Here is a 13,161-nt window from a genome sequence, read left to right on the forward strand (position 1 = left end):
GTGGTGCAGTGGTTTCTGCTATCGCTAAATCCAATTACTTTGTTAAAGCAACCCGCGCATTGGAAAAGCTCACTCAAGCCACCAAGTTAAAACGCTTAAATTACACTCGCTCGGGTACAACTGAAAAGGTACAACCAGACCGGATTAGAAAACTAGACACCAGTATCCGTGATGTAAAAAAAATCAATCATGGTCCATCAATAAGAATAACAGCTGAAAAGCATAGGACATCTTCAAGGTTAAATACTCGCCAGTGGAAACATAAAACGATGTTCGATGGGCGGCTTGTACACCAGCGTAATGACTTATTCGATATCAACAAGAAAGACCTTAATGGTTTGACGAACCTTGAACGAATGATGAAAGGACGACCTCCTATTGGTTTCGACGGTGAGCCGGTAAACCTCCACCATTTGATTCAAAAGGAGCCTGGTACAATTGCAGAGGTTGGTGGTAAACTGCATTCAGAGCGGACAAAAATACTACATATTCCTCAATACGAAAAAAGAAATGGCGCTTGGCTTAAGAGGAAGAATTATAGCTTTAGGGCTCATAACGGCAGGAAATCAACATGGCCAAGCACTCAGTTTGGTAATATCAAGAAAACTGAGGCAGAGAAGATATTTATAAAGTGGAGCTCGGAGTACTGGAAATATAGAGCCAAAGGATTTTAATTATGAAAAACTTTACACATGATGAGTTAAAGCAAAGATTAGAGTCACTAAACGAATTTGAATATCAAGGTAGTCATAGTGACTTAGAAATAAAAGAAGCTGAGTCAGTGCTCAACCTTCGTCTCCCAGAAAGTTTTAAAGACTACTTGAAAGCTTGGGGAAATATAGCGATAGGCCCGATTGAAATCTTAGGTTTAACTAAAACACCTAATTTTATAAATGCAGAATATCCGAATTTTGTTTGGTTTACTCTTAAAAAGAGGAGTAATGACCAACTCCCAAAAGAGCTTGTAGTTTTCCATAGCGTGAACAATGAGTTTCTTTACTGTATCAACTGCTCGAAACCTCTCAGTAATGGAGAGTGTGTAATTACAGTTTGGAACAATTTAGATAAAATTGTAGAGCAAGAGTATCACGTTGGGTTTAATAACTTTATTTTGGGCATATTAGAAGACGAATAGTACTTTATTGTGCGTTTAGCATATCTATTCTGACACTGGCTTTAGTTAGCCTTAAAGTACTAATTAAGTGTAAAATAGCACACTTATTTTGAGAGCTACTTCATATGCAAATGACGTAAGCTCTCAAATTTTTTTACAGCCCACGGCATCTACATTTCCTTGAGCGTTATATAAGCTCCTTCTTTTAAAAATTAGATACCTTTGGTTTACCACCTCCAGCAAGCACTAGTGAATTTATATAGAAAATTGAGAATGCCCCGCCCGGTCAATATACCGTGCAATATGGTGAGGACAAACGCGATTACCTACCAGAAGATAATCGCCCTAAAAATCCACTGTATGGACAAATCACCCCAGCGCGAGCGGCTGAAATGGTACGCAGCGGCAATACCGCACCACTGATAGAAGCCAATGGCATTGCAACCCAAGCAGGTGATTGGTTATGGGGCACACTACAAGGCGACTTTAATCAAAACCCCTCTACGTCACAAATCGTGGTAGGCACCTTGATTTCCATGATACCGATTATCGACCAAGTCATGGATTTACGAGATATCATTGCCAATGTCATGTTACTGACCGACGATGATGAAGCCAACGACACCGACGCTTGGCTTGCTTTTACCCTAACGGGTATTGGTTTAGTACCAGTTGTGGGCTCAGCAGTCAAAGGCGTGGGCAAGGTTATCTTAAAAAATACCGGAGAATCCCTTTCTGCTGCGCTTGCCGTACTACGCAAGCTCGGCAAAGGCGACCCAGTTAAATACCTAAGAGACATCAACTGGCAAGACCTAGGAAAACAATCCGCCACGGAAGTTAACAACATCGTCAAAGGCCTACGCGATTCACTCGATGACATGTCTACCAGCTGGCACTACGACCTACTACTCCCAGACGCCGCCATCGAAGGCATGCAAGCCACGGTTAAACGCCTAGACGACGTCACCCCCAAAATCGACCAGCATATGCAACAAGCCGCCCAAGAAATCGGACAGCGAGTTAATAAAGCACTGGATGAATATCAAGGCCAACCACCAATTCGAGGCGTTACCGACAAGCCCACCAAAGCCAAAGCCGATGAATTGGAGCCGCCAAAAGGGAATGAGTTGCCGGGGGGGAAGGGATTGCACCCTCTCAAAGCAGGCATGAAAGCATACAAGGTCCCCTGTTTTAAACCAAGTGATAACTTAAGGAAAAAACATAAGGGCGACTTACGTGCTTTAGAACAGAATTACGCAAGGCAGCTTAAGTATCAAGAAGCAGGCTTAAATGATTTAACCATTGGTGAATACAGAGAAAACCGCGATCGATACAAAAATATGAAGCGTAAGGGGACTGGAACTGCTCAAAATGGTTTTAGAGATAAGTTCAGATACAAACTATATAAATCTCTCAAGAAATCATACGGTAGAAACAAATCACGTACTGAAGCAAAAAAATTAGCCGCGCAAAGAACAACAGAAATTATGAACAATTTACATGCATTACATGACCCTGATATGGGCGCTGGCGGTTATGATAATGTTACTCGTCTGGGTGATAAAAGAGTTAATGAATCTATAGGTCCGCAGTGGGCTAAAGCGCCTATAGGAAGTAAAAAAGGAAGTAAAACACGCGTTGAATTAATGGATGAGCAAGTTGAAAAAGCATTTAAAGAATATGGCCCAGATGCTAAGTTAAACATTAAACTTGAGCGCTGCCCGTTAAACAAAAAGTAGAGAACCCATGATAGAAACTAATGATGACGATTTAGCCTTTTTTTTAAGCGAATTTGGCCAACCAACAACAATTGTACCCGCGACTACCGCTGATATAGAAGCGTATCGAGGGAAGCTCCCTGATCAGCTACTTGAATACTGGCAAATACTCGGCTTCAGCGGTTTTGCCGATGGTTTATTTTGGTTGACAAACCCCGCGGATTATCAAGACATCCTTGATCGATTTTTAGAAGATACCCCGTTTGAGCAAGGTGATATTTATTATGTTATAGCGCGCAATGCTTGGGGTGAACTTCAGATTTACGGCGAAAAAACAGGTGAATCCCTAGAAATCAGCCCGCACCTTAACTGGATAACAACAAGCGAAGGAAGCGAGCAAGATATTGCAGCTGGTAAGGCTAACCAAACTGCAAAAGATTTTATAGCGCTTCAAGAGCCTGAGCAACTTGATATTAAAGATAACCAAGGGAAACCACTTTTTCCTGCGACATTAAAAAAACATGGCCCACTCAATGCCGATGAAGTGTACGGCTTTGCGCCATTTTTATTTATGGGTGGCGAGAAAAAAGTCAAGAATATTGAAAAGTGCGATATTTTTGCCCATTTGAATTTAATTGCCGATATGGGTGATATGGAAATTATTGATATGGCTTCTATGGTACGTGGCGCTATTAAGCAGCACGAATAACGCTGTATGCAAATGTGATTAGTAACGGCACACATCACTTAATGAATCATCAAGATGACCGTACCCCCGGTTACGCATGATGATTCATTAGACACGTTTTTTAATATTAACTTACCAGTTAGCTAGGGCCGGATTCCACTTTGCTCATAGATTAACAAAGAATAACTCCGTCCTAGAATCACCGTTCCAAGTTGCTCCTCTTCTCAGGGCAAACACTAGTTAACTTATCAGTATTGGTTTAGTGCCAGTAGTGGGCAAGGTTATCTTAAAAAATACCGGAGAATCCCTCTCCGCTGCGCTTGCTGTACTGCGGCTTTTTACCCAAAGAAAAGTCGACAAAGGCGACCCAGTTAAATACCTAAGAGACATCAACTGGCAAGACCTAGGAAAACAATCCGCCACGGAAGTAAAAAACATCGTCAAAGGCCTGCGCGATTCACTTGATGACATGTCTAGCAGTTGGCACTACGACCTACTGCTTCCAGACGCCGCCATCGAAGGCATGCAAGCCACGGTAAAACGCCTAGACGACGTCACCCCAAAAATCGACCAGCATATGCAACAAGCCGCCCAAGAAATCGGACAGCGAGTTAATAAAGCACTGGATGAATATCAAGGCCAACCACCAATTCGAGGCGTTACCGACAAGCCCACCAAAGCCAAAGCTGATGAATTGGAGCCGCCAAAAGGGAATGAGTTGCCGGGGGCTAAAAACAATAGTTCAAATAATACAAAAACTAAGAAAGCTCGTAAGATATCGAACCGCTTGAAATACCTTGGAAAAACACCAAGTAAAACATCTCGCACCGGTAAAGAAGTCATTGCAAGAATGAAAGCGCAAGGTAAAATAAGAGAATCATTCGAAGGTACTCAATTTAAAGCAAGTAATGGTAGATGGTACCCTCTATCTCAGGCAGACATGGCTCATGACCCGACAGATGCAGTAAAGTGGTGGAATACTACGGGCCGACAATACGGCGCAAAATCAAAGGAAGTGCGAAAATGGATGTTAGATCCTGATAATTATACTCTCGACCATTACGCAATTAACCGCTCTGCTGGTGCTAAGCTTAACGATAGATATTTACCTCCTAAAAAATAAGGAAAGATAATGGAAAATTTACCCATAGACTTGCGCGATAAAATTGATGCTCTCTACATTTCTGCATACAAGGCATTAGAAGTCAAAAATGTTGACATCGCCCAAGAAAAAGCTGAGGAAGCATGGAGGTTATTACCTGAACCGAAATTTGATTGGGATGTCACTCTCAGTTTTGTTACCGGAATTTGTAAAATGTATCGAGAATTAAGCTTACACGAAAAAGCCCATAATATTATTAATGAGCTTTTAGACTCAGACTATTTAAATGACTATGATGATGGGCCATTATTTTTAAAAGGTACATTATACTTTGAGCAAGGAGAGTTTAAACAAGCATATGAATGGTTTGCTAAAGCCAATTCTATTTCACGGGGTAGATGCTTTGTAGAACAACCTAAGAAATACAAAACCTTCTTTAAAGAGTATAACCAATGAACGTACATGACCAGATAGAAGAGTATTGCGAGCAAGGCAATGACCTTTTTGATGAAGAAGATTTTCAAGGCGCAATGACACTCTGGAAAAAAGCCTTCGATTTACTCGCTGATCCAGATGAAGATTGGGAGCAAGCCGTTTGGCTTAAAGTATCTATTGGGGATAGTTATTATATGCTTGATGAATATCAACAATCCCTAGATTCAATGCTGGATGCATTAAACTACCCTGAAGCACTCGACAACCCATTTATTCACTTTAGAGCTGGCCAGTGTCATTATCAGTTAGGTGATAAAGAGCGCAGTAAAAATGCTTTACTTAAGGCCTATATGTTAGCCGGGAAAGAAATTTTTGAAGACCATGGAGAGGATGGGCTTTTTTATTACGACTTTTTAAAGTCCGAAATCAAGTTATAAACCAGTTCTACGCAAAGGACAGCACATGACAGTTAGCATATACATCGTGCAATATCTTGTTCGATATATTTACCACAAAATTCAAGAGCCTTGGCTTAAGCTCCACACAAAATATCACCCTTAAGGCGGTTCGCAGTCATCGCAGTGTTATCCAAAGCGATATCAACCTCAAGGCAGACAACAATCTTACCATCACCGCTCCCGCGGGAAGTCAAATCATTCAAAGCCAAGGCAATATCACGATTAAAGGCAGTGGCTCTGGCAACCTCACCCTTGCCAATGGTGGCAGTGAAATCAGTATTGACTCAAGTGGTAACGTCAACATCTTTGCAGACAAGTTACTGACCTTAAAAGGCAAAGCCATGACCGTGTTTGACGGCAGCATGGAGCAAGATATTGGTGGTAAACAAAGCGCCACGATGCCGAGTGTACCGCAAATTCAAGCGCTCTCTGAGAATGCTCGACTCTCACTTGCCGCCGATGGCATTGCCACCATGATGAGCAGTACCATTGAGTTGTCTTATACTTATCAAGATGGCAGCCCAATTATGGGCGCACCTTATACCATTCGATTTGCAAACGGCACAGAGTTGACTGGTACCTTAGACGACAGCGGTAAAGCAAAAATTGAGAATGCACCACCTGGTCAATATACCGTGCAATATGGTGAGGACAAACGCGATTACCTGCCAGAAGATAATCGCCCTAAAAATCCACTGTATGGAAAAATTACCCCAGCGCGAGCGGCTGAAATGGTACGCAGCGGCAATACCGCACCACTGATAGAAGCCAATGGCATTGCAACCCAAGCAGGTGATTGGTTATGGGGCACACTACAAGGCGACTTTAATCAAAACCCCTCTACGTCACAAATCGTGGTAGGCACCTTGATTTCCATGATACCGATTATCGACCAAGTCTTGGATTTACGAGATATCACCGCCAATGTCATGCTACTGACTGACGATGATGAAGCCAACGACACCGACGCTTGGCTTGCCTTTACCCTAACAGGTATTGGCTTAGTGCCAGTTGTGGGCTCAGCAGTCAAAGGCGTGGGCAAGGTTATCTTAAAAAATACTGGAGAATCGCTCTCTGCTGCGCTTGCCGTTTTACGCAAGCTCGGTAAAGGCGACCCAGTTAAATACCTAAGAGACATCAACTGGCAAGACCTAGGAAATCAATCCGCCACGGAAGTTAAAAACATCGTCAAAGGCCTGCGCGATTCACTCGATGAAATGTCTAGCAGTTGGCACTACGACCTACTACTCCCAGACGCTGCCATCGAAGGCATGCAAGCCACGGTAAAGCGCCTAGACGACGTCACCCCAAAAATCGACCAGCATATGCAACAAGCCGCCCAAGAAATCGGACAGCGAGTTAATAAAGCACTGGATGAATATCAAGGCCAATCACCAATTCGAGGCGTTACCGATAAGCCCACCAAAGCCAAAGCCGATGAATTGGAACCACCAAAAGGGAATGAGTTGCCAGGGACTGGAACAACTCAAACTGATAAAACAAAACCCAAATTAACTAACCGTAAAGACAATAAATTACAACTTATTGATGGAAAGCCCCCTCGGAACGCAGAATTTGCAGGACAAAACTACAGTTTAGATATACATAAAAATACGATCTTGAAACAAAGGCTAGATGCAATGCAGCCAAGAAAAAGGAAAATCAGGGAGTTAAAATTAAAAGAGCTTGCTGAAAAGTATCCTGATGGTGTTAACTTTACCGAAAAAGGTTTTGCGGATTTCAGACCTTATATTATGAAGTATAAAGGTTATCTTGTAGAGGTTGATATAAAAAAATTAAACCCAGACCCTACATCTGGTAGAGGAACATCAGGTTCACAGCTGGACATGAGAAACGCGAATCAATTGATGGAAAATATAGATCCAGCTTGGAAGCAACCGTCGACACATACCTGGCATCATGTAGAGAACTCCACAAAGCTGCAATTAATTCCAAGTGACTTACACTCAACAGTAGGTCACTCTGGCGGTCGAAATACTTACTCATTTTAGGAAATTAGAATGAACTTTGAAAACAGTTATCCAAAAACAAGCTTACTTGAGATTCAAGAGCTCTGTCATGAGCTTGAACTTCAGTTCCCCAAAGAATATGTTGATTTTCTTCTAAAGTTTAATGGTGGTCAGCCTACTAAAAATCAGTTTACTAAACAAAATTCTGACGGTGAATTACTTTTTGACTTTGACATTAATGTTTTATTTGGAATTGGTAAAAATGATACTAGCTTTGATTTGTTAACTATGTTCTCTATTTATTGCGATAGGATTCCTGAAGAGCTACTGCCTATTGGTAATGATGGTGTTGGTAATGTTATTTGCATTGGTGTAGATGGCGCGCAGAAAGGAGGAGTATTCATATGGTGGAAAGATAAGCAAGTTGATGAAGGTGCCGATCCCGATTATGAAAATGTAGATATACTTGCTCCATCATTTACTGACTTCTTAGCAGGCTTTAACGTTTCCTAATTTTCTAACTGAGTTGTAAAGCTAGTAGTTAGCTTTACAACCCTTCCCATCTAAATAGTAAAAAGTCGGTGATTATTGATGCAGCAACCAACCTAGACGTCACCGCCAATCAAATTGACGTCAGCGCCGAACAAAATATCACCCTTAAGGCGGGTCGCAGTCATCGCAGTGTTATCCAAAGTGATATCAAACTCAAGGCAGACAACAATCTCACCATCACCGCCCCGGCTGGAAGTCAAATCATTCAAAGCCAAGGCAATATCACAGTAAAAGGCAGTGGCTCTGGCAACCTCACCCTTGCCAATGGTGGCAGTGAAATCAGCATTGACTCAAGTGGTAACGTCAACATCTTTGCAGACAAGTTACTGACCTTAAAAGGCAAAGCCATGACCGTGTTTGACGGTAGCATGGAGCAAGATATTGGTGGTAAACAAAGCGCCACGATGCCGAGTGTACCGCAAATAGCGCAGATAGCAGCAAATCAACGCTTGTCGTTAACCGCTGATGGCGCGGCATCACTTGCTGATAAAACCATTGACCTTTCGTATTTTTATAGCGATGGCACACCAGTAGAAGACATTGATTACGAAGTCGTGATGGATAACGGCAAAATATACACCGGCCAGCTTAGTGGTGGTACCGCAGAAATCATTGATGTGCCTGCGGGAAATTATACCGTGAGTTACATCGGCGAGGACGAAGAGAAGATTATTTCGTTACGCCAAGAGCTTCGCACGGCCCTTGACCAAATGGTTGCAGAAATCCGCAAGCAAGCTGACATTCAAGAGCGCCTGATTGATGACGAAAATCTTGGGATGCAAGGACTTATCTATAGCGGTGCTTTCTTATACGGACTTTATCAGCAAGGAGAAAGCATTGTAACGGGAGTTGCAGATTTAGTAGAAGGCACAGCTGGCGCAATTTATGATGTTGGCGCAGCAACTTTCCGTATTTTGGGCCACCTTGCAACTGGCGATGTGGAAGCTATGCGGGCAGAGTTACAGCAAATTATGTCAACTGCCTCAGAGTCCATTAATGGCATCGTTGAAGCGTTTGAAACATTAGTTATTATTGCAGAAGATGAAGAAGCGCGTACTTTGCTGGCAGACTTCCCAGCGCGTTACTTTAATGCTCATTCCAGTGTTGAACGCACCAGAATGGCAGGTCGCTTGTCGTTTGAAATACTGCTTGCCCTTGCCACCTTTGGTAGTGGTGCAGTGGTTTCTGCTATCGCTAAATCCAATTACTTTGTTAAAGCAACCCGCGCATTGGAAAAGCTCACTCAAGCCACCAAGTTAAAACGCTTAAATTACACTCGCTCGGGTACAACTGAAAAAGTACAACTAGACCGGATCCCAAAGGTCGAAACCGACATTGACGACGTTAAAAGAATTGAGTCTATCGCACCCGTCTCAGTTGCATTAAAAGTTAACCCTAGGACGCATGTTCAAATATTATTGGATGACTTTTTAAGTGATGCCCCTGAGCATGTAAAGAATAATTACCGGGTTTCATTACGAGATGGAAAACCGTATATAACAAGACGAAACCAAACGGTCAGTGACCAATTGCAGTATGTTGACGGCCAAATTGTTTTCGCCTCGAATAGAATTGATACACCTAATAAAGTCTTGCAACGCTTGAAGGTTGACCACAAGTCACTCACTCCAGCGGCAAAACAAAAGCTTAGGACGCTAGAAGCACAAAGAAATCAAGCCATCGCCAAACGCGATGCCGCATTAAAGTCTGGTAATGCAGAGCACCTTAAAGCAGCATATAAAGATATGCGTGCAGCCAGTGAAGAGCTGGGTGAAGAAGCCGCCCGGATCTTCGTAGAACAAAATTACCCAGGAGCAACACCACTGAGATCAAAGTTACTCACAGATGGTAAGCAAGGACAATTTGACCAATTATATCAAACCGAAGACGGTAGACTCCTAGTTATTGAAGCCAAAGGGGGTAGCGCAACTTGGGGGAGTCGAATGGCCGGAACAAAGCGTGCTCAGCAAGGCTCAAGAGCCTATATGGATTCAATTTTTAAGAATTATGAAAAGAAACTAATAGAATATAAAGCTGATCCGAAATATGGTGACCCAAATGAGGCTAAGTTTAACGAGCAGGTTAAAGAATTGAGTAAAATGCTTGATGAGTATGAGAGCGCTATTGAAATGGAAGATTTTATTGACAACCCTATCGAATATATTGGTGTACAGCAAAAAGTCTCGGGTACAGAGGTAAAAGGAGCTATTGATGCAACCATTTTTGATATTAAAAATATTTGAAGGATAGAAAATGATTAAGAATCATTACACTTATGCACCTGACACCTATAAAAGAAGTCAAGAACTTTACAATAAATTGTCAGATAACAGGGTTATTGAGGGGATCAAGAATAAACCCCACACTGCCATTTCTAGGCTGTATAAAAAGAACTTAAAAACGCTTTTTATTGAAGCTCTTGAGCATCCAAATAGCCAAAATGCGTGGAAATATCTAGTACGTGCACAAGAACTAAGCTTAGGAATTTTTCAATCCAATGATAACCCTGGAAAGCCATTCAAACTTTGCTATGATAACCAACTAATTGAGCTCAATGGTGCACTAGACTCGGAAGAAGCCGATATATTTAACTGGCCTACCGCCATGTACCTCGCAATAATTACGCGAAATCAAGATGCGATTGATTATCTAATTCAAGTTGATGATTCAGTTTTTAAAGCGGCTAACTATGCTGAGCAATTCACTCCTTTTGATTACGCGCTAGTTGATTTGCTCAAGTCCATTTTTACGCCTGACGCAGACTTAGCCTCGGCAATTGAAAAAGCACTAATTACCAGTAATCCAGACGATTACAAATACGATGAGGCTTATCACTATGCTAGTAGACTCTACTGGCCCGTAGTTTCTGTCATTTTAGGTATATTTACCGATGATGGTGGTGTGGAGTTTAACCAAGCGATTGAAAAAGCGACGCTACTTCATAAAGAATTCTACGATACCAAAGAAGAGAAATTTGAAATTGATGGCGCACTATCCATCCCGCTAATCGCAATGGCTGCATTAGCAAAAGACATTAAAGGCTATGACTTGACCACAGAAAATGGCTATATTCTTCAGTGGCTGGTAAACCCTAATCCACCAAAATGATTAAGGTAAATTAAAAAAAGAAGTCTAATTTGCTAAACCACACACTTTAACAACATGGACGTTACAAGGCTAGGTTCAATCACCTTCCTAGCCTACACTTCTCACCAAATTTCTTCTGCTGCTTTCATGTACATTTTTAATTAGAGAAACCACGGTTGTTAATCTTTAACTACTCTACTGAGATGGTATGCAGTGGTAAGACAAAGCCATAAATAAAGACCCAAGACATATCATAACCATAGACAAGGTTATCTTAAAAAATACCGGAGAATCCTTCTGTGCTGCGCTTGCCGTACTGCGGCTTTTTACCCAAAGAAAAGTTGGTAAAGGCGACCCAGTTAAATACCTAAGAGACATCAACTGGCAAGACCTAGGAAATCAATCCGCTACGGAAGTTAAAAACATCGTCAAAGGCCTGCGCGATTCACTCGATGACATGTCTACCAGTTGGCACTACGACCTACTGCTCCCAGACGCCGCCATCGAAGGCATGCAAGCCACGGTAAAACGCCTAGACGACGTCACCCCCAAAATCGACCAGCATATGCAACAAGCCGCCCAAGAAATCGGACAGCGAGTTAATAAAGCACTGGATGAATATCAAGGCCAACCACCAATTCGAGGCGTTACCGACAAGCCCACCAAAGCCAAAGCTGATGAGTTGGAACCACCAAAAGGGAATGAGCTGCCCAGTGGTCAAAACAAGTTGTTAGCAGCTGAAAAACTAGAGATACGAGCTTCCGATTATGCGAGTTTAATTAATTCAAATAAACCTTGGTCTTGGAAAGATTTTCCAGAAGGCGATAAGCTTACTATTAAAGAAAAAAGAGCAATCAAGCAAAAGGCTATTGATAAAGGCTTGGTTCCTAATGTTTCGTTTAAATCTGGAACAAAATACCCTGACGTTGCGTCAGCTGGTTTAATTAAAGCAAAGTTAGAATTGCCAGAAGGACTATGGAAAAAATCAGATTACATTCAATTTAAGTGGCTCGATGAAAAGTTGCCTGTAGGTATGAGAGATGGTAACACTTGGCATCACTCAGAGATTCCTGGTGTTATGGAGTTGGTTCCTTTTGGTCCTCATAATATGATTAACCACCAAGGTGGAAGGTCGAAAGGCCATTGGGCATACAGCAAAAAATAGAGGTTATATATGATCACTAAACGTAATGACTCTTATGAGTTAAATAACTCAAGCATATTTGAATTGGAAAGCTTTTGCAGAGTTAAACTTCCACATTCATTTATCGAGTTTTTCCGCAACAACAATGGCGTTGCTTTTGAAGGGTTAACTTACGACATAGACAATGAGGAGCGGTTGATTGAGCGAACACTTCTTATCACAAACGATTCAAATTTGTCAGACGATATTATGCAATACGAAATAAAAGTGGTGCTCGCTCAGATTGAAGAGCGCCTAACCGACAATGAAGATTTAATGGGTGCTGAGCTACTTCCTTTTGCTCATGTTTTTGGTGGAGACTTTTTATGTTTAAACTTCAAAGATAGCGTTATTGAGCCGTCAGTTGTACTCTGGGATCATAATGAATCAGATGAATTAAGTCCTGTTTTTGTACTAGTTTCGGATAGTTTTGAAGCTTTTGTTGAACGTCTCTGCTAGGCTGAATTATAGGTAATATAAACGGTTAGTCTGCGTCCCCCTTATTAGCATTGGGTATTAGATGTCGTAATTAAGAAAGGTGCTTGTCAGAAAAGTGAACCAATTTCGGCGGAAAACCGCACTGTTCAGACCGGTTGTTTATAACTTTGTAAAACACACTGGTCGTGAAGATTCGATACGTCGCAAATATGTACGAACCTCAATTGACGATGAACTTGAGGCTGAGCTGACCTTCAGTGTTAATGGTAGTTAACACTGTATGCTCTCACCCTGGGATCGAGAGCTCCAAACTCGAAAAGATCTACAATCAATTGCAAAAAATAATAAAAAGATCTGAAAGTCTAGATCCTTAAAAACAATATCAGAAAGTGGGTTGAAGGTGGTTATATTTCATT

General features: G+C 41.8%; 13 protein-coding genes and 1 pseudogene. All 14 read left to right on the top strand.

What is annotated here, in order from left to right; genetic code table 11:
• Window positions 1-674: HNH/ENDO VII family nuclease (locus ABMY45_RS15895; RefSeq protein ID WP_349289147.1), on the top strand; the 674-nt coding region annotated here is incomplete at its 5' end.
• 2 nt (window positions 675-676) lie between these two features.
• Window positions 677-1,135 (top strand): SMI1/KNR4 family protein, encoded by a 459-nt coding sequence (locus tag ABMY45_RS15900; RefSeq protein WP_039491845.1) that lies wholly within the window; start codon window positions 677-679, stop codon window positions 1,133-1,135.
• Between the two features lie 275 nt (window positions 1,136-1,410).
• Entirely contained in the window at window positions 1,411-2,853 is a 1,443-nt protein-coding gene (locus ABMY45_RS15905) for a polymorphic toxin type 15 domain-containing protein (protein WP_349289148.1), read from the top strand.
• 7 nt (window positions 2,854-2,860) lie between these two features.
• A complete protein-coding gene (locus ABMY45_RS15910; RefSeq protein WP_286124432.1) occupies window positions 2,861-3,541 on the top strand; it encodes a GAD-like domain-containing protein in 681 nt (226 codons plus the stop codon).
• Between the two features lie 448 nt (window positions 3,542-3,989).
• Window positions 3,990-4,643 carry a GH-E family nuclease gene (locus tag ABMY45_RS15915; protein ID WP_349289209.1) on the top strand — a complete coding sequence of 218 codons (654 nt, stop codon included), beginning with the start codon at window positions 3,990-3,992 and terminating at the stop codon, window positions 4,641-4,643.
• Between the two features lie 9 nt (window positions 4,644-4,652).
• A complete protein-coding gene (locus tag ABMY45_RS15920; RefSeq protein WP_349289149.1) occupies window positions 4,653-5,078 on the top strand; it encodes a hypothetical protein in 426 nt (141 codons plus the stop codon).
• Window positions 5,075-5,494 (top strand): hypothetical protein, encoded by a 420-nt coding sequence (locus ABMY45_RS15925; protein ID WP_039491886.1) that lies wholly within the window; start codon window positions 5,075-5,077, stop codon window positions 5,492-5,494. Before ABMY45_RS15920 ends, ABMY45_RS15925 begins: the two co-directional genes overlap by 4 nt.
• A gap of 1,238 nt (window positions 5,495-6,732) precedes the next feature.
• On the top strand, window positions 6,733-7,527 hold the full coding sequence (locus ABMY45_RS15930) for an HNH endonuclease (protein ID WP_349289210.1): 795 nt from the start codon (window positions 6,733-6,735) through the stop codon (window positions 7,525-7,527).
• 9 nt (window positions 7,528-7,536) lie between these two features.
• Window positions 7,537-7,998, top strand: a complete 462-nt coding sequence (locus ABMY45_RS15935) for an SMI1/KNR4 family protein (protein WP_102058210.1) — start codon at window positions 7,537-7,539, stop codon at window positions 7,996-7,998.
• 68 nt (window positions 7,999-8,066) lie between these two features.
• Complete coding sequence (locus tag ABMY45_RS15940; protein WP_349289150.1) at window positions 8,067-10,280, top strand: hypothetical protein; 2,214 nt, start codon at window positions 8,067-8,069, stop codon at window positions 10,278-10,280.
• Between the two features lie 10 nt (window positions 10,281-10,290).
• A complete protein-coding gene (locus ABMY45_RS15945; RefSeq protein WP_211865392.1) occupies window positions 10,291-11,145 on the top strand; it encodes an immunity 49 family protein in 855 nt (284 codons plus the stop codon).
• 436 nt (window positions 11,146-11,581) lie between these two features.
• On the top strand, window positions 11,582-12,289 hold the full coding sequence (locus ABMY45_RS15950) for an HNH endonuclease (RefSeq protein WP_349289151.1): 708 nt from the start codon (window positions 11,582-11,584) through the stop codon (window positions 12,287-12,289).
• Window positions 12,290-12,298: 9 nt separating this feature from the next.
• Entirely contained in the window at window positions 12,299-12,766 is a 468-nt protein-coding gene (locus ABMY45_RS15955; RefSeq protein WP_349289152.1) for an SMI1/KNR4 family protein, read from the top strand.
• Between the two features lie 48 nt (window positions 12,767-12,814).
• Window positions 12,815-13,019 (top strand): annotated as a pseudogene (locus tag ABMY45_RS15960) (ISAs1 family transposase); the annotation flags it as partial.
• Between the last annotated feature and the right edge of the window lie 142 nt (window positions 13,020-13,161).

The organism is Pseudoalteromonas sp. XMcav11-Q (assembly GCF_040104525.1).
Taxonomy (GTDB): Bacteria; Pseudomonadota; Gammaproteobacteria; order Enterobacterales; family Alteromonadaceae; genus Pseudoalteromonas.

Excerpts from the sequence above, each read along its gene's own strand:
- ABMY45_RS15900 (WP_039491845.1), top strand. The coding sequence starts at position 677 with ATGAAAAACTTTACACATGATGAGTTAAAGCAAAGATTAGAGTCACTA.
- ABMY45_RS15910 (WP_286124432.1), top strand. The coding sequence starts at position 2,861 with ATGATAGAAACTAATGATGACGATTTAGCCTTTTTTTTAAGCGAATTT.
- ABMY45_RS15915 (WP_349289209.1), top strand. The coding sequence starts at position 3,990 with ATGTCTAGCAGTTGGCACTACGACCTACTGCTTCCAGACGCCGCCATC.
- ABMY45_RS15920 (WP_349289149.1), top strand. The coding sequence starts at position 4,653 with ATGGAAAATTTACCCATAGACTTGCGCGATAAAATTGATGCTCTCTAC.
- ABMY45_RS15925 (WP_039491886.1), top strand. The coding sequence starts at position 5,075 with ATGAACGTACATGACCAGATAGAAGAGTATTGCGAGCAAGGCAATGAC.
- ABMY45_RS15930 (WP_349289210.1), top strand. The coding sequence starts at position 6,733 with ATGTCTAGCAGTTGGCACTACGACCTACTACTCCCAGACGCTGCCATC.
- ABMY45_RS15935 (WP_102058210.1), top strand. The coding sequence starts at position 7,537 with ATGAACTTTGAAAACAGTTATCCAAAAACAAGCTTACTTGAGATTCAA.
- ABMY45_RS15945 (WP_211865392.1), top strand. The coding sequence starts at position 10,291 with ATGATTAAGAATCATTACACTTATGCACCTGACACCTATAAAAGAAGT.
- ABMY45_RS15950 (WP_349289151.1), top strand. The coding sequence starts at position 11,582 with ATGTCTACCAGTTGGCACTACGACCTACTGCTCCCAGACGCCGCCATC.
- ABMY45_RS15955 (WP_349289152.1), top strand. The coding sequence starts at position 12,299 with ATGATCACTAAACGTAATGACTCTTATGAGTTAAATAACTCAAGCATA.